The sequence below is a fragment of the Pseudolactococcus reticulitermitis genome (genome assembly GCF_002260845.1).
Taxonomy (GTDB): Bacteria; Bacillota; Bacilli; order Lactobacillales; family Streptococcaceae; genus Pseudolactococcus; species Pseudolactococcus reticulitermitis.
Genome location: NZ_BEDT01000007.1, coordinates 1 through 22,065 on the forward strand (window position 1 = coordinate 1; position 22,065 = coordinate 22,065).

A 22,065-nucleotide genomic window follows, 5' to 3' on the forward strand; every position below is an offset into this window, starting at 1 on the left:
ATCGCGATGATGGTAGGTTTCTGCTGCATAGACCGTTGCTACACCGCCTAAGCCTACCAGTAAAAGTAAAATGGCGAATAGACTTTTAGCACCTTGGAAACGTCTGAAGCCGATGGTTGCAATACTTACTAATAGGAACAGACCAACGAGGATGACTAGCGGTCTTGCCACATCGCCTGTTGTCGGCAAGGCAGTTGTTGCGTTATTGCCTGTTGTGGGTAGCGGCGTAGTCGCTACTGTACCAGCTGCTTTTCGACTGACTTGATACGTTTTAGACTCGCCCGCTTTCAAAGTCCCGACTTTAAACGTGACTTGTTTCATGTCCTTATCGTGGAAAATCGTAGGTAAATCAGCTTCAAACGTGACATTGGTGCCCGTTTTCCCACTGATGTTTTTAATCGTCAAATCAGCGATTTCAGCACCTGACTTGCTCTCTTTGTTTTCGACGACGGTCAGTTCAAAATGATCTGAACCTCCCGTGTCTGCAGCGTGCGCAATACTTGGAAAACTCAGGATAAAGATTGTCCCGAGCATCAAGATTAAGGCACTTAATTTTTTAAGTCTTGTTTTCATATTGTCTCCCCTCCTATTATTAACATTTTCTCATTCAAAAACCGTCCCCTGGCTGCGCATGGTAGCCCATCTCCTCCCAACTATCAAGATATAATTTTCATGGTTTAATGCCAATTTTTCCTTATCCACATAATCATTTTATCATATTTATCTTAATGTAAAAAGCGATATACTCATTTTATAACAAATAAAACCTGAAAACACTCCACAAACTTAAGTTTTGTGGACGCATCATGGATTTTTTCAAGGCACAAAAAAACGAGCACACGGCTCGTTTTCTATCAGTTTAAGACTTATTTCACAACCACAGTAGATGTAATCACTTCAACTGCTTTTTTAGCTGCGATATCGTGTTTCAACATATCAGTTGGCAAAAGTTTTTCAACTTGCGCTTTAGGCATGTTGTAAGTTTCAGCCAATTCAGCAACTTCAGTGTCGATTTCATCTTGTGTTGTTTCGAAGTTTTCAGCAGCTGCAATAGCTTCGATGACCAAGTTTGTGCGAACACGTTTGTCAGCGTCACCTTCAAATTGTGCGTGAAGCTGTTCTTCAGATGTACCAGTTAATTGGTAGTACATGTCAGGCGCGATACCTTGTTGTTGCATGTTACCAAGAAATTCATTCATGGCACGGTGAACTTCATCGTGAACCATTTCGCTTGGCAATTCAACGATTTCAGCGTTAGCAACAGCAAGCTCGATTGCAGCAGTTTCAACAGCGTCAGTGTATTGCGTTTCTTTTTCTTCAGTTAATTGTGCTTGGTATTTTGCTTTGAGTTCAGCCAAAGTTTCAACTTCTTCGTCGATGTCTTTTGCTAATTCATCGTCCAATTCGGGCACTTCTTTTGCTTTCACTTCATGGATTGTTGTTGTGAAAACAGCTTCTTTACCCGCTAAATCTTCAGCTTGGTAATCTTCTGGGAAAGTAACCGTTACTTCAACCGTTTCGCCAGCCTTATGACCGACTAATTGTTCTTCATAACCTGGGATGAATGACCCTGAACCCAATTCAAGGCTGTGGTTTTGTGCAGTCCCGCCATCAAAAGCAACGCCGTCAACTTTACCTTCGAAATCAATGACAACAGTGTCGCCGTTTTCAGCAGCCTCTTCTTTGATGACTAATTCAGCAAGATTTTTTTGAGCTGCTTCGATTTTCGCGTCAACATCAGCATCTGTCACGTCTTTGTCAACATCAACTGAGACTTCAAGGTTTTTATAGTCGCCAAGTTTGACTTCAGGTTTCACGACAACCTCAGCTGTGATTTCCCAGTCTTCGCCTTTGTTCATTGATTTGATGTCAATTTTTGGTTGCGCAACTGGATCGATACCACTTTCAGCAACTGCTGCTTCATAGCTTTCAGGCAAAACAGCGTTCAAAGCCTCTTCGTAAAGTGCTTCTTCACCATACATTTTATTGAAAACAGTACGTGAGACTTTACCTTTACGGAAACCAGGTACGTTAAGGTTCTTTTTAACTTTGTTAAACGCTGTATCAAGACCTTTGGCAATCATGTCTTGACCGATTGTGAACGTCAACGTCCCGTTATTTACACCCGTTTTTTCAAAACTTGCAGTCATTTGTATTTCTCCTAAATTTATAATCTATTTTATTTCAACTTGTTCATTTTAGCATAATCAGGCTTAAAAATCAAGAATCATCCCCGTCATTTCGCTATTTTTAGACGGTTTTAGTGCTTTTCTTTATTTTCCGTTCAATTTAGCGAAAAAGTCTTGCCAAACACTAGGTTTAAAGATGTCAGCTGGATTTTTACCGCCTAGACCACCATAGCCTAACATGAGCCCTAGCACAATGGCCAAAATGACTAAAATCACAACCAATAAAATCAAGGAAATTCGGAACCCTAAGAATTTGACAGTTCGCTTAAACATAGGCAGTCTCCTTGTCGTTAATCCGTTTAATATCTGCACCTAGACTGGCTAACTTGTCATGGAATTTGTAGTAGCCACGATCTAAATGCTTCAAATTACCAACGGTCGTCGTGCCCTCAGCCACCATGCCTAGCAAAATGAGCGCCGCGCTCGCACGTAAGTCTGTCGAGCGCACCTCAGCACCCGACAGGTTGCCCCCACCTTGAATCAAGGCTGTATTTCTCGAAATATCAACAAAAAGTCCCATCCGACGCATTTCTTCCAGATGTTGGAAACGATTTTCAAAAACCGTTTCGATCATCATCGACTCGCCTTCAGCAATGGCTTGAGCCACTGTCATTTGGGCTTGCATATCCGTTGGGAAACCCGGATGTGGCAGGGTCTTAACCGTCACTGGTTTCAATCTTTCAGGACCGATAACCCGAATCCCATCTTCTTCTTGGATAATGTCCACGCCCATTTCTGAGAGTTTTGACAGCAGGGGGCGGTTGTGTTCACGGACAGCATCTAAAATCAAAACATTCCCTTGAGTAATGGCGGCAGCGACCATGAAAGTCCCTGCTTCGATCCGATCCTGTACGACATTATGGTGGGCACCGTGCATCTTTTCAACCCCTTTGATGATGATGGTATCTGTCCCTGCACCTTTAACATTAGCGCCCATTTTATTGAGCAGATTGGCAAGGTCAACGATTTCAGGTTCACGCGCAGCGTTTTCCAAAATCATGGTGCCTTTGGCGAGAGTCGCTGCCATCATGATATTTTGGGTCGCACCGACTGATGGAAAGTCCATATAAAAATGCGCGCCATGGAGGTCATCCGCTTTCGCTTCGATAAAGCCACCGTTTTGCGTAATGTCTGCACCCATGGCTTGCAAACCACGGATATGCAAATCAATCGGACGTGACCCAATCGTACAACCGCCAGGCATGGACACACGGGCATGACCGTTCCGAGCAAGAATCGGCCCCAGCACAACGATAGAGGCGCGCATTTGGCTGACGTATTCATATGGTGCTTCTATCGCAATCTCTGTCGCAGCCTGGGTCATGACGCGTTTCTCAGCTTCATCGAAAACCAGCGGGATATTGAGATGTTTCACCACGGCATTCATCGTGTAGACGTCGCTAAGAATCGGCACGTTATTGAGTACCGTTTCGCCCTCGGAAGGGAGAATTGCCGCCGCTAAAAGGGGTAAGACCGCATTTTTAGCGCCTTCAATTTCAACGTCACCTATTAATCGGGTGTGACCACCCTTTACTATTATTTTATCCATCAGTTCACTTTCACATTTTATCTTATTACAAAATTATATCATATTTCTTTTTTTCGTGTTGCAAACACGGACAAAGTCAAATAACGTTAGGCTAAGCTAACGTTATCATTTGTGTTTATTTGAGATAGGCACTGAGTGCTGCCAGTTGATTGCTCGGGACGGACATCATCATCTGACGCCCCTCAAAATCTAGCGGCCGACCATCAAGTTGCTGCGTGACATAGCCAAAAGGGGCAATCAAAACCGCACCCGCCGCATAATCCCATGGCGATAGGTTACTGAAATATCCCCATATCTTGCCCTCTAGGATATTCACATACTCGATACCAGCGCTACCAATCGCCCGCACTCCCAAGCTTTCATGGCTCAAGTCCAACAAGCCACCCGCATTCGTCCGATACATATAGGTATTCACGCCGATGAGACTTTGGCGCAAAGGCTTGGGCGTCAAGCTAATCTGCTTGTCATTCTTATAAGACCTTATGCCGTTCCCCCAGTAAAGATTGTCGTTCATGACATCTAGGATAACGCCGATTTTACCGATGCCGTTTTCATAGTAAGCCAGCATGACCGCAAAATGATCTCTTTGCACGATGAAATTCGTCGTCCCATCAATCGGATCCAGCACCCAGACATTGCCGTCTTGAATAGCGTGTCTCACGTCATTTTCTTCCGCTAAAAGATGATCCCCGGGAAATGTCGTCTGGATTTGTGCCAAGATTTGATCTTGGACGTCTCGGTCGAGATTAGTCACCAAATCATCGAAATGCGATTTCTCAGAAATTTCAAGGTCATCTGACAGATGTTGTCTGATAAACCCACCCGCTTGTCTAACGACATTTTTGGCAAACTCAAGCTTGATATTTAACAAATTGGCGCTCACTTTTGGTCACCTCCTGAAGGGCACGGTAGCTTGAATAGCCTGAGGCTTTTTCAAACTCACGATCCAGTTGCTTTTCTGCCATTTTAGATGGCACGACTTGTTTAAATTGGCGATAGGCTGCTAAAAATGCCTCACGTGACACTTTTGTTTCGTAAAAAGCCTCGACTTGATTAAAAAAGGAAATGACCGCAGCCATTTCCTCTCCTGTCCAGGTCAAATCCAAGGGATATTGATAACTGTTATTGGCTGACATCTATTAGGCTCCTGAACTCATGACATCTCTTAATTCGGCTTGACGATATGAACGCGGCAAAAAAGCACGGATTTCATCTTCATTAAAGCCAATTTGCATCCGCTTATCATCCATAATAATGGGTCTGCGTAAGAGACTAGGGTGCTCTGAAATAAGGACGAGTAGCTGATTGATCGTCAAATCATCGACATCGACATTTAGTTTTTGAAAGACTTTACTCCGAGTCGAGATGATATCCTCTGTCCCATTTTCAGTTTTAGATAAAATAGCTTTCAGATCATCAGCTGTCATCGGTTGCGTCAATATATTGTGTTCCTCATAAGCCACCCCGTAACTATCAAGCCAGGCGCGTGCCTTACGACAAGACGTACAACTAGGTGACAAATACAAATTAATCATAATTATCTCAATTCATTAATCTACTCATTCAAGCCTCCAATCGAAACGCAAGATTTGATGCGTGAATGAGTTTATCACTAATATTATAAGTTACTAGTCTCTACATTATACCAAAATTTTGATATAATGTAGACATGAATTTTGAACAAATCTTACCATTTCTCAAAAACGGCGGCAAAGCTGTTCGCACACAAGGCTGGGGTGACGCCGAAAACTTCGTCAAACTCTACGATACGCTCCAATTAGCAGATGGTCAAAAACTAGAGGTCACACCCTATTTTTTGATTCATGTCTCAGGCGAGGGCGAAGGTTACTCTATGTGGAGTCCCACTCCGTGTGATGTCCTAGCCAATGACTGGCAAGTTGTCGACTAAGCTTTTTCTGTCAACGCAAAAAACACCTCCAAAGACAGGCTTACAGGTATTGATGCTGCTGGTCTGCTACTCATGAGGCGTTTTTTCATATCTAGTTTCAAACGAGGTAAAATCCGATGACCCAATCTACACCCCGAAAAATTCTTGTGACTGGCTGCGCTTCTGGTATTGGCCTGGCTCAGACCATGCTTTTTTTAGATAAGGGCGACCAAGTCTATGGTGTTGATAAACAAAGGCCACGGGCATTCAATCAGCCTAACTTTTTCTTTTATCAGGCTGATTTGGCTGGCGACTTGACTGATTTGCTCGCACAACTCCCGCAAACTTTTGATGTGATTTGTCATACTGCTGGTATTTTGGACGACTACAAGCCTTTGCTTGAAACATCTGATGCGGACTTTACACAAATCTGGGCAACTAATCTCACGCCTGTCATCACATTCACACGCCATTTTCTGCCAGAAATGATTGCGCAAAAATCGGGTATTATCATTACCATGTGTTCAATTGCCAGCTTTGTCGCTGGCGGTGGCGGCGCTGCCTATACAACGAGCAAACACGCCTTGGCTGGTTTTACCAAGCAACTAGCGCTCGATTATGCACGGACTGGTGTGCAAATTTTCGGCATTGCACCCGGCGCAGTGAAAACCGGCATGACCCGACAAGATTTTGAAGCCGATAATGGTCAGATGGCCGATTGGGTGGCTGGCGAAACACCGATTGGGCGTTGGGCTGAGCCTTCTGAAATCGCTGAGCTCACTGCTTTTCTAGCTTCTGGTAAGGCGAGTTACATGCACGGCGAAATCGTTAAGATTGATGGTGGTTGGACGCTGAAATAGACTAAAAACGCACATTAAACCTGGTCTTGCAGGCTTAACGTGCGTTTTTCAAAAGCTCAACAAAACTCGTCATTTGACGGGCTGATTTGACATCGTGAACCCGTAAGACTTTAGCACCTAGACGGTACATCTCTGTCGCTGCAACCAGCGATAAATCAGCTCTCTCGTCTTTTGGCAATTCAAATAAAAATTTAGCCCAGCCTTTATTAGAAACGGCTGTCATAATCGGTCGATTAAAACTCTTTAAATCGCCAACTGCCCGCATCATGGCTAAATCTTGATAAACATCCGAATTTTTCGAGTAGCCAACGCCCGGATCTAGCGCGATACGTTCCCGCTGAATCCCCGCTGCTTCTAAGCTTGCCAAATTCTCTGTAAACCAAGCCATCATGTCTACCGCTATATCTGCCGAAAGCTCATGATCCCTCGGGTTAAACATGGTGAGTAACCCGGCAGTCGTTGTTGCCATGAGCGACAGTTTCCTTGGATCATCTGTAAAACCGTTGACGTCATTGATGATATCAGCACCAGCCTCTATCGCAGCGACCATGACTTCATACTTATAAGTATCGACAGCCACCACAGCATAAGGGTGCGCTTTTTTAATGCCTTGAATAACTGGTACAATCCGCTCAATCTCAGCTTCTGGTGTGAGCGGGACAAAGCCGGGTCGGGTCGTCTGACCCCCAACCTCAATCACATCTGCCCCATCAGCCAACTGTTGCACAGCCTGTGCCAATGAAATGGCAACGCCCCCAACATGCTCGCCATTATAAAAAGACTCAGGACTGACATTCAAAACACCATAAATGATACCGACCTCTTGCGTCAAGTCATGACCATTGGCTTGCCAAATGATGTCCTGACCCTGTAACTTAGCAAGCAAACGTTTGGTGGCACGCCCTCGGTGGTGATAATTTAACTGCTCAGCAGTCGTCAACTCGGCAATTGTTTTGCCCGTTTCAGTTAGGAAAATCGTGTCTAGCCCCTTACCAAACTGCCCACGATTTTCTGGTGAAATCGCTACGCCACCGTGTCCTTCGACGGTCAAAATGTCTTGGTCGGGCGTTATCAGAACGAAAATCGCTGCCAGATAGGCTGAGCGGTCATCATCTGCACCATACAAATCTTGAACATACTGATTTTCTGCCACTACCGTTGCCAACCCTAAAGCCTTAAATTCCCGAGCAGTCGTCAAGCCAAAGCGCTCTGGAAAAGCGCGCAAAAACATGCCTGAGTCATCGGCTAAGACATACTCTGTCGGAAGAAAATCGTGGATAAATTGGGCTTTGATGCGCGCATTTAAGGCTTGATCATCTGTCGTTTCTGGCGGAAATGCTTGCTCTGGCATCAACTCACGATAATTGACCAACTCAATACCGTAGAGCTTAAAAAACTTCGCAACATCAACTGTTTTAGCTGAGTTATTTGACGCAAACACAATCCGACGCGGTAAGGTCATTTGCCACTCACTTTCATCATAAATTCTTGGCGCAAAAAGGCATCTGTTTTCAGCTGTCCTTTATATAGACTAGTCGTCGTAAAAGTCCCTGGGCGATTGATGCCACGCATTTCCATGCACATATGGCGAGACTGGATGTGAACAGCCACACCTTTAGGATGCACAATGCGTTCCATTTCTGAACAAATCAAAGCGGTCAGATTTTCCTGCACACTCGGTCGACGCGCCGCCCAATCCACTAATCTCGGAATTTTACTCAAGCCAATAATCTCGCCATCGGGCACATAGCCAACGCTTACTGTGCCAAAAAACGGCAACAAATGGTGCTCACACATGGCATAAAATGGGATATCCGCAACGACAACCATATCCGAATCTTGATCTGTCGGAAAGAGTTTATAATTATCGAACTGCCTCTCACCGGTTGCTGAAAAGATTTCAGCGTAGGCTTTGGCCACCCGTTTAGGTGTTTCGAGCAAGCCGTCGCGGTTGGGATTATCCCCAATCGCTTGCAACAGATTTTTTGTGCCTGTTTCAAGAGTTTCTTGATATTCCTGAGAAAATTTTTTCATGCCATACTTTCTAAATCTAAGCCGTCAAATGCGTATAAGTTATCGTATAGGTTGTGGGTTGCACCCAGTTTTGGTCAGCGGTCTTATCTAGTAAATCTCGCGTTTCTTTGACAACAGCAACATCAGAAATCTGCTCAGCCACTTCCAGCAAGGGTTGCAAAACAAAGCGACGGTTGGCCATTTCAGCGTGGGGAATCGTAAGCTGTTCGCTAACCAGTCGCACATCACCAAACAACAAAATATCCAAGTCAATCGTCCGCGGTCCCCAGTGAATGGTCTTGATCCGTTTCATATCTTTTTCGATTTGTTGGGTCTGTGTCAATAAAACCTCAGGTTTTAAAGATTCGGGTACTTCCAAGGCTAGGGCGATATTATAAAAATCATCCTGAACCACTTCGCCAACCGGCTGTGTTTCATAGATTTTAGAAACACCTAGCACAGGATAGAGCTGCGCTAATTTATCAAAAGCCGTCTGCAAATTAGCATGTCTATCCCCAAGATTTGTGCCAATACTCAAATAAACCTTAGGCATGACTGCCCTCCACGGTGATGATAATGTCATCAAAGACCCCGGCAATCGGCACTGAATATTTTTTAACTGAGAGTCGAATTTTTTCGGCCATCGGAAAAGCAGTCAACAAGGCGTCTAATACACCATTGGCCACCGACTCCATGAGGTTAAAATCATGCTGGGTCACATAGTCTCGGATGACCTCATAAACATCGGCATAGGAAATCGTTGTCGTCAAATCGTCGTCCTTAACCTGATGCTCGATATCATAATCGACAGTCACATCAACCGAAATCTGCTGTCCAAGCGTCTTTTCTTCTGCAAAAACGCCATTGTGCGTGTAAAAACGCATATTTGTAATTTGAATTTGACCCACGACTGCTCCTTTTGGGGCAGTAACGATGGTAATCGCTGCCCCGTTTTTGTCTCAATTAATACTATTTTATCACATTTTTAGGCTGTTTTCATTGTCAAGATTTTATGGCAACAAAAAAATCCCAATCAAATTAGGATTTTTCTGATGATTAACGACGAAGACCAAGTGATGAAATCAATTCGCGGTAACGTGGAATATCTTTTTGGCGCAAGTACGCCAACAAGTTACGACGGTGACCGATTTTTTTCATCAAACCACGGTAAGTTGCGTGGTCTTTTTTATGATTTTGAATGTGTTCGTTAAGGTGGTTAATTTCCCAAGTCAAAACAGCGATTTGAACTTCAGGTGAACCAGTGTCGCCCTCAGTACGTGCGTATTGCTTGATGATTTCAGTTTTTTTCTCTTTTGAGATTGCCATTGTATGTCTCCTTTTTATATTGAGCTAGAAACTCAAGTGATGATAATGCTGCTTCCGTGCCAAACGTTTGGCGTTCGCTAAGCTCAGAAACAGTTGGTACTTTATCTATTATACAGCTTTTTTCAGCGCTGTCAACTCACTTACTGAGGTTTAGATTGTGTCGTTGTATTTGCCGGTGTTGAGCTCGAAGATTGCGATGCTTTAGCATCCGCTTCACTTTTAGCTTTCGAATCTTCAGCTGATTTAGACGCTGAAGCACTCGCTTCACTTTCTGATTTAGATTTAGATTCTGACTCAGAGGATTCCTTGCTAGCAGTGGCAGAATCAAATTGCAACGCCGTCAAGACAATCTTAGTATCTTTAATTTTGAAGGTATCACCTTGCGAAGGGGTTGAACTAATCACATAGCCATCTGCATTTTGATCGGTCGTTTGCGTATATTGAACCGTAATATTATCAGCCGGTACACCCATATTTTGAAGTTCAGCTTTGAGCGTTGCCACGGTCTTTGTACTCAAACCATTGGTGATATAAGTTGGCATCACGATTTGGTTACCTTCTGAAACTTGGAAGACGATATTATCTGTGCCGTCTAAATCAAACAATTTGCCTTTTTTAGGCGTTTGTTTAATGATTTTGCCCGCATCAATGCTGTCAGATTTGACTAATTCTTTCTTGATTCGGTTCTCATCGACATTATGTTTAAGGATTAAATCGTCAATCGCTTTATCAATATCCCAACCAACATAGTTGCTCATCTTGATGACATTGCCACCTTTTGAGACATAAAGCTTGACGCTAGCCCCCTCTTTTTTAACCGTCTTAGCTTCCGGATTTGTCCGCGTCACTTTACCTTCAGGCAAATCGCTAGGTTCTTTGATTTCCTCTCCAACTTTGAGTTTGCTATCTTCAAGAACCACTTTGGCTTGGGCAACGGTCATCCCAGTCACATCAGGCACTTTGACTTCCTTAGGTGTCGTCCAGATAAGCGCTGCAACCGCGATTGCTAAAACAAGCGCCACGACACCGCCAATCATCAAGCCTTTCGGTACACGCTTTTTCTTGCTCGTGCCAACAAGCGGTTCAATCCCGTCTGTCGTCCCATGAGCTGCGGTATCCTGTGTCACTGTCGTGATCAATTTATCTGTATTCCCGTTATCTGGAATCAACATTTTAGGCAAGATTTTAGTCGCATCCGCATCTTCCACAAAAGTCAGTTTGGGATCATGGGCATGGTCCAAACTCAAGGCAAGATTTAAATCACGGCGCATATCCGTCACATTGGCATAACGATCAGATAATTTTTTAGCCGTTGCCTTAATCACAACATTTTCAAGAGCCTGTGGGACATTTTTATTTTGATTAATAATGCTCGGCAGATTTTCCTGAAAATGCTTGAGGGCAATGGTGACAGCACTATCGCCATCGAAAGGAATCGCTCCTGTCAACATCTCATAAATGATAATCCCAATCGCATACAAATCACTCTGAGGCGTTGCATTGCCGCCACGCGCTTGCTCAGGACTGAGATAATGCACTGACCCAAACATTGAGTTAGTCTGCGTTAGCGACGTTTCAGACAGTGCCTTAGCAATCCCGAAGTCCGTTACCTTAGCAGTCCCATCTTTTGTAATCAGAATATTTTGCGGTTTCAAATCGCGGTGAATAATCCCACTACTATGCGCCAAAGCCATGGCAGCTAAAATTTCATCGCCAATTCGAACGGCTTCTTCGTTAGCAAGCGGTGCATGCTCATTGATGTATTGTTTCAGCGTCAAGCCATCAATATATTCCATGACAATATATTGCTGATCATCTGCATCACCGACATCAGAAATGCCAACGATATTCGGATGGCTCAACTCTGCCATGGCATAGGCTTCACGCTGAAAACGGGCAATCGCCAGACTGTCATTTTCGAAGTTTGACCGTAAAATTTTAATCGCAACCTGACGGTTATCCAGAAAGGTATCTTCTGCCAAATAAACATTGGCCATCCCACCGCGACCGATTTCTTTAATCACGCGATAACGATCTGCATAGATTTTTCCAATTTGTATCATCTTACAGATCTCCTTTATCAAACTTGACTAAAATAACCGTGATATTATCTAGACCACCATTGTTATTGGCAAGGCTAACTAAAGCCTGCGCTTGACTGGTCACATCTTGATTATTATCCACCGTTGCAATAATCGCTTCAGCTGGTACCATATTCGTCAAGCCGTCAGAACTCATGACAATCACATCATCTGCATCAATTTCTAGCGTCACTGTATCAACATCAATGTCTGTCGGTTGCCCTAAAGAACGCGTAATAATATTCTTATTCGGGTGTTTCTCAGCCTCATCTGCCGTTATTTCACCCGCATCTACCAACTCTTGAACGAGCGAATGGTCACGCGTGATGCGGATGAGTTCCCCGTTTTTAATCACTTGTGTCCGAGAATCGCCAACATGGGCACTGATAATTTGATGCCTTTGAACCACGACTGCTTCAAGCGTTGTCCCCATGCCTTTGTAATCATCTAATTTCCCCAGATTTGCGATATTTTCATTTTCAGCGCGGATTTGAGCACGAAGCCATGCTTCAATCTCATCAGGGTGACTGTCTCCTGTAAAATCAGTTGTCGCCCAGGCTTTCCCAAGGTCCTCAACTGCCAATTTACTAGCAACATTACCGGCTTTATGCCCGCCCATACCATCTGCCAACAGAAAAATCCGCTCACCCTGTTGATTTTCATAGGTGTCGGCATAGTCCTGATTATTCGCGCGTTTTTGCCCAACGTCTGACAAAATACTGTACTTCATCTAAGTCCTCATTTAAGTTATAAAAACAACGGTTCTAGTACTATCGTCTTTACACAATTTCATTTGAGATTAAGTGCATTTCGACTGACCACATTTTCCAAAAATGGCATTTGTGCCAGTCCAAAAGCACCTTATTTTTTGCACAATTTTGCGATAAAGAAACCATCTGTATGATAAGCATCCGGCGTAATCATGAGACAGCCATTTTTAACAATATCGGCTTTTTCATGTGTCAGCGGCACTTGCTCAAATTCTGGATGTTTGGCCAAGAATTTTTCAATGACCTGAAAATTTTCTTCATCGAAAATAGTACATGTACTATACACTATAGTACCACTATTGACAAGGGTTTTGCAAGTATTTTCGAGGATTTCAAGCTGAACTTTCTGCAAATTTTCAAAATCAGTCGTGTCTTTCCGGTATTTAATATCCGGTTTGCGACGAACTAACCCAAGCCCCGAACACGGCGCATCGACTAGAATTTTATCAAAATAATCGGAGCCAAATTTTTCAAAACTTTGACGGGCATCCAGTTTCGTCAAGCTAATTTTATCGGCTTGATGGAGACGCACGGCGTTTTGTTGGATTAAACGCAGTTTATGATCATACAAGTCCAAGGCCTCAATATGACCTTCCTCAGACAAATATTCCGCAATATGGACAGTCTTGCCGCCCGGCGCCGCACAGGCATCAAGGATTTTATCTGACGGTTGTGCGTCCAATGCCATCGCGACTAATTGACTCGATTCATCTTGTATCGTAATCAAACCATCATTAAAATCAAGTAAATCTGCAAAATGACCCGATTTAGCGACAAGCCCCGTCGGAGAAAGCTCTGATTTTTCAACCTCAAATTCTTTTGACAATTTGGCAAATTCAGTCTCGACATCTGTTAGTGTGGTATTCACGCGCAAACTCGACCGACTTGGTTCTTCCAAACTCTTGAAAATTTTAAGCGTCTTCTCAAAGCCAAATGCCTTGACAAATTTTTGCGTCAAATCTACCGGCATTGAATACTGAATGCCTAATTTTTCAGTTGAATCCGAAATCTCATCAAATGACCGTAACTCAGCCCGTGTAAAATTGCGGAGCACACCATTGACAAAGCCAGACAAACGCTGATCGCCTTGCTTTTTCGCAAGCTTAACCGCTTCATCGACCGCAGCCGATGTCGGAATCCGATCCATATAAATAATCTGATAAACCGTCATGGCCAACAGATTTTTGACCCATTTCTTGGTCTTTTTGACGTAAGGCTTAGTGTACCAATCCAGCGTGATTTTTTTTGAAATCGTGCCGTAAACAAGCTGTGTCACCAACTTCTTATCCAGTTCAGTCAAATGCTCAGACTTGATTTTCTCATTCAGCGCGATATTCGCATAAGCATCGTTATTTAGCACATCGTTAATGACAGAAAGCGCCACCCGGCGCGGATTATTACTCAAATTGATCTCCGATATTGATAGTTTTTCCTAACCCATTTAGAAAATCTTGGATAGGCATTTTAGGCTTGCCTGCTGGTTGTACCGTCGTCAGGCTAATGGCCCCTCCTTTTGTAGCAATGACTAGACTTTTTTTCGTTTTCTCGATCACTTGACCGGGAATGCCATCGACACCATTAGATTCAACCAATGCAACCTCGTGAAGTTTAAAGCGCGTCCCTTGCCAAATGGTATGCGCCACTGGCCACGGAGACATCCCGCGGACTTGATTAAAAATATCACGCGCAGACAGTTGCCAATCAATCCGTTCTTCTTCTGGTGTGATATTAGGCGAAAAAGTTACTTGCGTCTCATCTTGTGGTGTTGGCGTGATTTTTCCCGCCAAATAATCCGGCAAGGTCTCCAATAAAAGGTCACGACCGACAAGGCTGAGTTTCTCAAACATGGTCCCCACATTATCAGCGTCCGTAATTGGAATGGCACGTTGGGAAATCATATCGCCTGCGTCCATTTTCTTGACCATTTCCATGATTGTCACACCAGCCTCAGCATCGCCTTTGATGATGGCATAGTGAACGGGTGCACCACCGCGATATTTCGGCAAGAGACTAGCATGAACATTGACGGCGTGCTTAACTGACTTGAGCAGGTTTTCTGGTAAAAATTGACCAAAGGCTGCCGTGACAATGATGTCCGCACCTAGTGTCATCAATTCCGCCATTTCAGCAGAACCTGAAATTTTTTCAGGCTGATAAACCGGTAAGTTATGACGGAGCGCAGCTTCCTTGACCGGTGTCATCTTAATTTCTTTTTTGCGCCCAACCGCCCGATCTGGTTGTGTGACAACGGCAAGAACGTCATAACCTTCTTCAATCAAGCCATCTAAAACTGGTACTGAAAAAGCTGGCGTCCCCATAAAAATTATTTTTGTCATTAAATCTGTCTTTCTGTGGTTAAATTTAAAAAGTGTCTAACTTTATTATAGCACGCTTTGCTTACGGAGACTAATTTCGAGAGGATTTCTAAGAAAAGGACTGCGATATTGACCACCACTAGATAGGGTTATTGAATTTTATTAACCGTAATGACACGATAGGTATTGGCATTTATCGTGACACTGATTTTATGCCTAGTATCGGTAACATAATAATTCTTTCCTACCCGGTTTATCTCATTTTCTATATTTTCGACTAGGTCAAATAGCAGTTTTTCAATTTCTTGTCTTGACATAGATTGGTTTAACTTTTTATTAATCCTATCATAAACCAAATCAGTATAGCAGATTTTTGCCAAAATAGTTTTTCGTATATGACGCATTTTGCGCACCTCTTAATAGTTCCCCATACTTACTGCTTACTATAACAGCAAATCCTGATACTTTTCGGCTAAAAAAGAGCATCAAATGATGTGCTCTTTTCATTCTTATTTATTCACGCGCTCCAAATATTTTTGATAATCTTCTGTATGCAGAAGTGCATTCGCATTGGCAACACGTTCACTACTTGGCGGTTTCACACCCGTCAAGGGATAATCCCAACCTAGTTCTTTCCACTTAAACTCGCCCATGGTATGGTAAGGCAAGACTTCAAACTTTTGAACATTCGACAACGTCTTGACGTACTCGCCAAGCGCCTGCAAGTCTTCATCAAAATCCGTTTCGCCCGGCACCAAGACATGGCGAATCCAGACAGGAACTGCTTTATCTGATAAATATCGTGAAAAAGCGATGATATTGTCATTTTGATGCCCCGTCAAATCACGGTGCCGGATTCCGTTAATTTCCTTAATATCAAGCAAGACTAAATCTGTCACAGCCAGCAGTTTATCGACTTTGGCTAAAGTGTCAGGTTTGGTCGAAAAAGGTTGCCCACACGTGTCTAGTGTGCAGTGAATCCCTTGGCTTCTCGCTTTAGTAAACAAAGCCGTTACAAAATCCATCTGTAACATGGCCTCGCCACCAGAGACCGTAATCCCCCCACGACTGCCCCAGAAAGACTTGAATTTCATCGCCTCCGCAAGCAGGTCATCAACTGTTCGCTCTTTTGCTTTGCTATTGGTCATCGCCCAAGTGTCTGGATTATGGCAAAACTTACAGCGCATCTTACAGCCCTGCATAAAAATGACAAAGCGAACGCCCGGCCCATCCACACTCCCAAAACTTTCAGTCGAATGGACAAGCCCTGTCACGTTTCCTACGTTTTCCATTACCATCACCACTTTCTTTACTTAAACGAATATACCTCTATTTTACGTTATTTTGAAAGCGTTGACAAATAATAGACCTCCTTTTTGTACCAAACGTTTAAAACAAACTTCAAATAAAAACGATTATTACCAACCATCTAAAAAAGCAAATACACAGATGATAATTAAAGGCAATGCTAAAATCAGGGCAATGACAACATTTCGTTTCCAATGCGTCGCATCAGGGATAACCCGTTTAACCTCTGAAATTTTCGCCACACTGTTTTGCCAGAGTTCTTCCCTTGTATACCGATCTTTTCCATTGACCATGACTGTCCCATCATCTTGGATGTCAAACTCATTACCTAAAAAAGTAATCGTCGGTGACACAGCAAAGGTTCTACGTGTCCCTTTGGCCACGGTTTCATCTCCAGCCAAAGCATTTTCGTATTGCTGTATAAAATGAGAGGGCAGATAGCGCCGTTCGCCATTATCAAAATCAAGCATGATAAAATTGTTAGGCAACATCGCAGCTTTTTTAACTTTAGGGGTTTCTTCGCTCATGGTTTTTCTCCTGAATTTCTAGACCTAGAGAAAAAGTCAGTTACCTCTAAATCTTCGACATTTACAACGTCTACTACGGTAGTTTTCCCTCGATAGGTCTCTAAGAAAACGTTTTCTCAAAAACTTACCCTAATCTTAATACAATTCTATTTACTTGTCAAGATTAAAGTAACGCGCGTCCTTTTTAGTCAAAAAACGACTTTATCACTTATATGGCTATCCCAATAATCTCTCAAAAGAGACCTGGAGTATTTCCCGTAACCGCACCACTGTCTCAATATCCGGCTCGCGCACCCCTTTTTCCCATTGACTCACCGCTTGTTTGCTGACAAAGAGAGCTTGAGCTAACATCGTTTGAGTCATCTGGTGTTCAAGTCGCGCTTGTTTAATGTTATCCCCTAGCGTGCCACCTTTGATTACCGCCAAATCCCTCTCGTTTAATTGTCGACATATCACTACGCTTTTAGTGGTCATCGTATCCTCCTTAATCGTTTGTCATATCTTTATTTTACACGAAAAAAACATCTTTTTTCCCAAGATGTCATAAACGGTCGAAAATATGCCACGAATAACCCAAAAATTGTATCAATGACCTAAAATGCCACGAACGACATGGCACATTTTTCATTTTGTATCAAAAACATTCAAATTTGCCATTTGAATGTTTCCTTACTTTATTCTATCTGAACCCAAAGAGATAACATGATGCGCATAGGCATATAAAAGATCTGTCGCACAATAATCCTACAAGCAGCTCAGTCGAAATTTGCCTTAATTACGTGAGGATAATCGCAGATATTCGCCACTCAGGTAGTAGTAATTGTTGTTTTTGCTTAGCAATTATCACATAATTGTCCCCAACCTCAACTATATCATTTGAACTATAGGGATTATCAGAAATAAAATACTCTCTCCAATTTTGTGCGGTTGAAACTTGTATGACCAGTTTAAATTCTTTTTTCTCTGATAAAAGTTGCTGAATTTTTTGCATCAACATCATATTAGCTGCCCTTTCCTTGTTCAAAAAACAGTGAAATCCCACAGGCAATACCGATAATAACAGGCAAATGAAGTGGTTGCTGAAAAGCGATAAGTGTCACGATTTCAACCCCTAACATCAGCGCCGTTAAGATAGCAATCGTTCCCTGAATAAAATTGACTCTATTTCTTCTTAGCATTCGAACACCCATTCACGGTACCCAATACAAAACCAACCACTATAATGCCGCCAATGACAACAAGCGGGGCAACGCCTCCAGTAACTTCCTGCATATCACCTTCTGATAAGTCGCGAAAACCTGATAACTGATTTAATTCTAAAATTGTTTGTTTTTTCATTTGATTGCCTCTTTCTTATTAATTAATTTTATGTTATTTAAAAACATTGCCGATGAAGCTGCCAAAGGCATAACCAGCGCCATAAGCAATACCTACGGCTTTTATGACATGTCCAACATGGACTAGACCACCCTCAATCACCATCATTTCTTTTTCAGTAAGTGTTGAAAATTGATCTAATGCGACAACTTGTTGTAACGAATTTTTTTCTACCATTTTGTTTCCTTTCAAATGACAGGAAGGCTAACCTTCCGCTTCAGCTATTAACAGTTTAGAATTGATCAACGCCATATTTCAAGCATATCATGACTCATTGCGTCTGTAAATCAACATTCTGTTGACTTTTGCCTCCCCGTGATAAGTATATTTTATCTACACCGCTGAAACTCCTTATATCACAAGGCATTGCTTGCCTAGATACAACAGAATACTAACGAGTTAACATTCTGTTGACTTCATAATTCAATACACAAAATGGCATCTCACACTTCAATTTAAGCTAAAAAACAAAAAAACCAGTCACTTTCGTGACTAGCTCTGTTTTGATTATTGATGGCTTATTTTGTATAATCTTCAACCAAGGCAACAACTTCTTCCATTGTCGCACATTCAGTCAAAGCCTTGTTTGCCAATTCTTGCATTTTCGCAGTGTCAAGACGTTTCATCAAGCTACGTGTTTGTAGGATTGATGTTGCAGACATTGAGAATTCATCAAGTCCCATACCCACTAAAAGTGGGACAGCAGTTTGGTCACCGGCCATTTCGCCACACATACCAGCCCATTTACCTTCCGCATGCGCTGCTTTGATCACGTTGTTGATTAAGCGCAAGATTGATGGATTGTAAGGTTGGTAAAGGTAAGAAACTTGTTCATTCATCCGGTCAGCCGCCATCGTGTATTGGATGAGGTCGTTTGTACCGATTGAAAAGAAGTCGACTTCTTTAGCAAATTGGTCAGCAAGCATTGCTGCTGCTGGGATTTCGATCATGATACCCACTTGGATGTCGTCAGCAACAGCTACGCCTTCAGCGAGCAAGTTTGCTTTTTCTTCATCAAACACTTTTTTAGCTGCACGGAATTCGGTCACAAGTGCCACCATTGGGAACATGATACGAAGTTTACCATGAACAGATGACCGAAGCAAAGCACGTAATTGTGTCCGGAACATGGTATCGCCACCTTCAGATAAACTGATACGCAGCGCACGGTAACCAAGGAAGGGATTCATTTCTTTCGGAAGATCGAAATAAGGCAATTCCTTATCTCCACCGATGTCCATGGTACGGACAACGACTGGTTTACCATTCATGCCTTCAAGCACTGCTTTATAGGCTTCATATTGTTCATCTTCAGTTGGGAAGTCTTGTGAATCCATGTAAAGGAACTCAGTCCGGTATAAACCAACTGCTTCCCCACCATTGTCATTCACGCCGACAACATCTTTAGGTGTGCCGATGTTAGCAGCCAACTCAAAGTGTTTACCATCTGCAGTGATTGTGTCAGCATCTTTAAGCAAAGCCCATTCTGCTTTTTGATCAGCGTAAGCTTTACCAGCAGCGATAAACTCAGCTTGCTCAGTTTCTGTTGGGTCAATGATGACGTCACCTGTGATCCCATTAACAGCCAAAAGTTGACCGTCTGTCACCAGTGTTGTGATATTGTTTGTCCCAAGAACGGCAGGAATTTCAAGCGTCCGTGCCATAATAGCTGAGTGACTTGTTCGGCCGCCGATATTTGTAATAAAGGCTTTAACGAATTTTTTGTCAAGTTGCGCTGTATCAGACGGCGTCAAATCATGTGCAACGACAATCACTTCTTGATCGATTGTTGCAGGACTTGGCAATTTCTTACCAAGCAGATTTGCAAGCACACGTTTTGTAACGTCCTTGATGTCAGCAGCACGTTCTTGCATGTATGGATTGTCTTCCATACCTTCGAAAATCGCAATAAACATATCTGTCACTTCTTTAAGTGCTGTTTCTGCGTTTGTTTTCTTAGCGCGAATCGTTTCTTTAATTTGGCCGATCATTTCTGGGTCAGCAAGCACCATCAAATGTGCGTCAAAGACTGCTGCCGCTTCGTTTCCTAGGCTTTCTACAGCTTTCTCACGGATAACGTTAAGCTCGCCTGTGCTTGCTTCAAGAGCAGCATCCAAGCGAGCTTCTTCGTTGTCAGTATTTTCGACAGTAACTGTCTCAAATGACAAATCCGGTTGAACAAGTAGATAAGCTTTGGCAACTGCAACACCGCTAGACGCGGCAATACCTGTAAGCTTTTCTGCCATGATTATTCTCCAGCCAATCCTTCTTTTGTCATTGTTTCAGTGATCGCAGCGATTGCGTCGTCAGCGTCAGCACCTTCAGCAGAAATTGTAACGTCAGCACCTTGACCAACACCAAGTGACATAACGCCCATGATTGATTTAAGGTTTACTGATTTACCTTTATATTCAAGGTTGATGTCAGAAGTGAATTTTGAAGCTGCTTGAACAAGCAAAGTTGCAGGACGTGCGTGGATACCTGTTTCAGCTACGATGTGAAAATCTTTAGATGCCATGATTGCATTCTCCTTAGTTTTTTCGATATTTTTTTGACTTTATTTATGTTTTAAAGCCATCACAAGAATAGTTTATCACAAAATGAAAAGGTTTGCAATAAAAATGCAACAATTTTTTATCACGTGTGCTATACCAGTTGATGATGACAACGCTACTATTACCAGTTTTATTTACTCTATTTATGAAAAAATCTTACACTTCTTATCTCTTAGATATGATACACGAAATCTGTTATAGAACAAAAACTTTTCATTAAAAAAGAGGCTTTCACCTCAATTATTATGATAAATTAATTCAAAGTCTCATAGATTTCAGTCACTAACGCTTCTGTTTTATCCCAACCGAGACAGGGATCTGTGATGGATTGTCCAAAGACTTCTGGCGCATTTTGGCGACCATCTTCTAGGTAAGATTCAATCATAAACCCACGTACTGTCCGCTTGATTTGTTCATTCCAATCACGATTAATCAAGGTTTGACGCACGATACGAATTTGCTCCAAGAACTGTTTCCCCGAATTATCATGGTTTGTATCAACCATGATAAAAGGATTTTTAAGCCCCAATTTATCATAGGTAGCGATGGCTTTAAGCAAATTATCGTAATAGTAATTGGGTTCGTTTTCGCCGTGTTCATTGGTCGCACCACGTAAAATCACATGAGCTAGAGGATTACCATCTGTATCAACTTCCGCATTGCCAAACAAGAAATTTTGCTTATTTTGTGCCGCATGGATGGCATTGAACATCACACTCAAGTTACCAGATGTTGGATTTTTCATGCCCGTTGGCGCATCAATACCTGAGGCGACAAAACGGTGCTCTTGATCCTCAACTGACCGCGCCCCAATCGCATGGTAGCTGACCAAATCGTCAACCATCCGCAGATTAGACGGGTAGAGCATCTCGTCAGCAGTCGTCAGACCAGTCTGCGTGATGACTTTATAATGTAACTCACGAACAGCCTGAATGCCATTGATGAGATCAGGTAATTTTGACGTATCTGGCTGATGCATCAACCCCTTATAGCCATCACCATTGGTCCGTGGCTTCGCGGTATAAACACGCATGACCATGAAGACCTTGTCCTTAACTTTTTCTTGCAATTTTGCCAAGCGATGCGCATATTCCAAGACTGCCGCTTCATTGTCAGATGAACAGGGACCAATGACAAGCAAGATCCGATCATCTTCGCCTTTGATAATGCGCTCTAATTCCGCATCACGCGCTTGTTTTTTGGTCAAAATATCGCCCTCTAGTTTGGCGTGTGATTTAACTGATGCGATATCAATCGTCGCACCCTTTTGATGAATTCCCATTTTTAATCTCCCTCTGGTTAATAAA

Annotated in this window: 29 protein-coding genes; 2 read left to right on the forward strand and 27 right to left on the reverse strand. The window is 42.8% G+C overall.

What is annotated here, in order from left to right; all coding sequences use genetic code 11:
• The 7 genes from RsY01_RS10125 to spxA all read right to left on the reverse strand — a co-directional run.
• Window positions 1-573, reverse strand: a 573-nt coding sequence (locus RsY01_RS10125) for a hypothetical protein (protein ID WP_133063214.1), incomplete at its 3' end; no start/stop codon positions are given.
• A 293-nt stretch (window positions 574-866) separates the two neighbouring features.
• The gene (tig, locus tag RsY01_RS10130; RefSeq protein ID WP_094785420.1) at window positions 867-2,150 is read right to left on the reverse strand and encodes a trigger factor; all 1,284 of its coding nucleotides are present in this window, start codon (window positions 2,148-2,150) and stop codon (window positions 867-869) included.
• Window positions 2,151-2,273: 123 nt separating this feature from the next.
• Window positions 2,274-2,462 (reverse strand): DNA-directed RNA polymerase subunit beta, encoded by a 189-nt coding sequence (locus tag RsY01_RS10135; protein WP_094785421.1) that lies wholly within the window; start codon window positions 2,460-2,462, stop codon window positions 2,274-2,276.
• Window positions 2,455-3,738 carry a UDP-N-acetylglucosamine 1-carboxyvinyltransferase gene (gene murA, locus RsY01_RS10140; RefSeq protein WP_167373261.1) on the reverse strand — a complete coding sequence of 428 codons (1,284 nt, stop codon included), beginning with the start codon at window positions 3,736-3,738 and terminating at the stop codon, window positions 2,455-2,457. Before murA ends, RsY01_RS10135 begins: the two co-directional genes overlap by 8 nt.
• A 115-nt stretch (window positions 3,739-3,853) precedes the next feature.
• Complete coding sequence (locus RsY01_RS10145; RefSeq protein ID WP_238594977.1) at window positions 3,854-4,621, reverse strand: inositol monophosphatase family protein; 768 nt, start codon at window positions 4,619-4,621, stop codon at window positions 3,854-3,856.
• A complete protein-coding gene (locus RsY01_RS10150; protein WP_094785423.1) occupies window positions 4,590-4,874 on the reverse strand; it encodes a UPF0223 family protein in 285 nt (94 codons plus the stop codon). The genes RsY01_RS10145 and RsY01_RS10150 overlap by 32 nt, the downstream gene beginning before the upstream one ends.
• A gap of 3 nt (window positions 4,875-4,877) precedes the next feature.
• Window positions 4,878-5,273 (reverse strand): transcriptional regulator SpxA, encoded by a 396-nt coding sequence (gene spxA, locus RsY01_RS10155; protein WP_094785424.1) that lies wholly within the window; start codon window positions 5,271-5,273, stop codon window positions 4,878-4,880.
• Between the two features lie 134 nt (window positions 5,274-5,407).
• On the opposite strand from spxA, the gene RsY01_RS10160 reads away from it, so the two are divergent.
• Both RsY01_RS10160 and RsY01_RS10165 read left to right on the forward strand, forming a co-directional pair.
• A complete protein-coding gene (locus RsY01_RS10160) occupies window positions 5,408-5,647 on the forward strand; it encodes a DUF2829 domain-containing protein (protein ID WP_094785425.1) in 240 nt (79 codons plus the stop codon).
• A 116-nt stretch (window positions 5,648-5,763) separates the two neighbouring features.
• Window positions 5,764-6,486, forward strand: coding sequence for a 3-oxoacyl-ACP reductase (locus RsY01_RS10165; RefSeq protein WP_094785426.1), 723 nt, complete (start codon window positions 5,764-5,766; stop codon window positions 6,484-6,486).
• Between the two features lie 34 nt (window positions 6,487-6,520).
• Here the strand turns inward: RsY01_RS10165 and folP are convergent, their stop codons facing one another.
• The 20 genes from folP to RsY01_RS10260 form a co-directional block, all read right to left on the reverse strand.
• On the reverse strand, window positions 6,521-7,948 hold the full coding sequence (gene folP, locus RsY01_RS10170; protein WP_094785427.1) for a dihydropteroate synthase: 1,428 nt from the start codon (window positions 7,946-7,948) through the stop codon (window positions 6,521-6,523).
• Window positions 7,945-8,520 carry a GTP cyclohydrolase I FolE gene (folE, locus tag RsY01_RS10175; protein WP_094785428.1) on the reverse strand — a complete coding sequence of 192 codons (576 nt, stop codon included), beginning with the start codon at window positions 8,518-8,520 and terminating at the stop codon, window positions 7,945-7,947. The genes folP and folE overlap by 4 nt, the downstream gene beginning before the upstream one ends.
• A gap of 16 nt (window positions 8,521-8,536) precedes the next feature.
• Complete coding sequence (gene folK, locus RsY01_RS10180) at window positions 8,537-9,052, reverse strand: 2-amino-4-hydroxy-6-hydroxymethyldihydropteridine diphosphokinase (RefSeq protein WP_094785429.1); 516 nt, start codon at window positions 9,050-9,052, stop codon at window positions 8,537-8,539.
• A complete protein-coding gene (folB, locus tag RsY01_RS10185) occupies window positions 9,045-9,407 on the reverse strand; it encodes a dihydroneopterin aldolase (RefSeq protein WP_094785430.1) in 363 nt (120 codons plus the stop codon). The genes folK and folB overlap by 8 nt, the downstream gene beginning before the upstream one ends.
• Window positions 9,408-9,555: 148 nt before the next feature.
• On the reverse strand, window positions 9,556-9,825 hold the full coding sequence (gene rpsO, locus RsY01_RS10190) for a 30S ribosomal protein S15 (protein ID WP_003139422.1): 270 nt from the start codon (window positions 9,823-9,825) through the stop codon (window positions 9,556-9,558).
• 140 nt (window positions 9,826-9,965) lie between these two features.
• On the reverse strand, window positions 9,966-11,888 hold the full coding sequence (gene pknB, locus RsY01_RS10195) for a Stk1 family PASTA domain-containing Ser/Thr kinase (protein ID WP_094785431.1): 1,923 nt from the start codon (window positions 11,886-11,888) through the stop codon (window positions 9,966-9,968).
• Between the two features lies 1 nt (window position 11,889).
• Entirely contained in the window at window positions 11,890-12,636 is a 747-nt protein-coding gene (locus RsY01_RS10200; protein WP_094785432.1) for a Stp1/IreP family PP2C-type Ser/Thr phosphatase, read from the reverse strand.
• A gap of 131 nt (window positions 12,637-12,767) precedes the next feature.
• Window positions 12,768-14,081, reverse strand: a complete 1,314-nt coding sequence (rsmB, locus tag RsY01_RS10205) for a 16S rRNA (cytosine(967)-C(5))-methyltransferase RsmB (RefSeq protein ID WP_094785433.1) — start codon at window positions 14,079-14,081, stop codon at window positions 12,768-12,770.
• Window positions 14,074-15,012: a methionyl-tRNA formyltransferase gene (fmt, locus tag RsY01_RS10210; protein WP_094785434.1), complete on the reverse strand. Its 939-nt coding sequence runs from the start codon at window positions 15,010-15,012 to the stop codon at window positions 14,074-14,076. Before fmt ends, rsmB begins: the two co-directional genes overlap by 8 nt.
• Window positions 15,013-15,140: 128 nt before the next feature.
• Window positions 15,141-15,395, reverse strand: a complete 255-nt coding sequence (locus RsY01_RS10215; protein WP_094785435.1) for a DUF3781 domain-containing protein — start codon at window positions 15,393-15,395, stop codon at window positions 15,141-15,143.
• Between the two features lie 105 nt (window positions 15,396-15,500).
• Complete coding sequence (gene pflA / locus RsY01_RS10220; protein WP_167373262.1) at window positions 15,501-16,289, reverse strand: pyruvate formate-lyase-activating protein; 789 nt, start codon at window positions 16,287-16,289, stop codon at window positions 15,501-15,503.
• Window positions 16,290-16,409: 120 nt separating this feature from the next.
• Window positions 16,410-16,826, reverse strand: a complete 417-nt coding sequence (locus RsY01_RS10225) for a hypothetical protein (protein WP_094785437.1) — start codon at window positions 16,824-16,826, stop codon at window positions 16,410-16,412.
• A 216-nt stretch (window positions 16,827-17,042) separates the two neighbouring features.
• Complete coding sequence (locus tag RsY01_RS10230) at window positions 17,043-17,300, reverse strand: helix-turn-helix domain-containing protein (protein ID WP_094785438.1); 258 nt, start codon at window positions 17,298-17,300, stop codon at window positions 17,043-17,045.
• A gap of 301 nt (window positions 17,301-17,601) precedes the next feature.
• Window positions 17,602-17,826, reverse strand: coding sequence for a hypothetical protein (locus RsY01_RS10235; protein ID WP_094785439.1), 225 nt, complete (start codon window positions 17,824-17,826; stop codon window positions 17,602-17,604).
• Window position 17,827: 1 nt separating this feature from the next.
• Complete coding sequence (locus tag RsY01_RS10960; protein ID WP_157905825.1) at window positions 17,828-18,004, reverse strand: hypothetical protein; 177 nt, start codon at window positions 18,002-18,004, stop codon at window positions 17,828-17,830.
• Entirely contained in the window at window positions 17,988-18,164 is a 177-nt protein-coding gene (locus RsY01_RS10240; RefSeq protein ID WP_094785440.1) for a class IIb bacteriocin, lactobin A/cerein 7B family, read from the reverse strand. The genes RsY01_RS10960 and RsY01_RS10240 overlap by 17 nt, the downstream gene beginning before the upstream one ends.
• Window positions 18,165-18,197: 33 nt before the next feature.
• Complete coding sequence (locus RsY01_RS10245) at window positions 18,198-18,380, reverse strand: class IIb bacteriocin, lactobin A/cerein 7B family (protein ID WP_094785441.1); 183 nt, start codon at window positions 18,378-18,380, stop codon at window positions 18,198-18,200.
• A gap of 341 nt (window positions 18,381-18,721) precedes the next feature.
• Complete coding sequence (ptsP, locus tag RsY01_RS10250) at window positions 18,722-20,449, reverse strand: phosphoenolpyruvate--protein phosphotransferase (protein ID WP_094785442.1); 1,728 nt, start codon at window positions 20,447-20,449, stop codon at window positions 18,722-18,724.
• A gap of 2 nt (window positions 20,450-20,451) precedes the next feature.
• Window positions 20,452-20,721, reverse strand: coding sequence for a phosphocarrier protein HPr (locus RsY01_RS10255; protein ID WP_003139450.1), 270 nt, complete (start codon window positions 20,719-20,721; stop codon window positions 20,452-20,454).
• Window positions 20,722-21,011: 290 nt separating this feature from the next.
• Entirely contained in the window at window positions 21,012-22,040 is a 1,029-nt protein-coding gene (locus RsY01_RS10260) for a 3-deoxy-7-phosphoheptulonate synthase (RefSeq protein WP_094785443.1), read from the reverse strand.
• Between the last annotated feature and the right edge of the window lie 25 nt (window positions 22,041-22,065).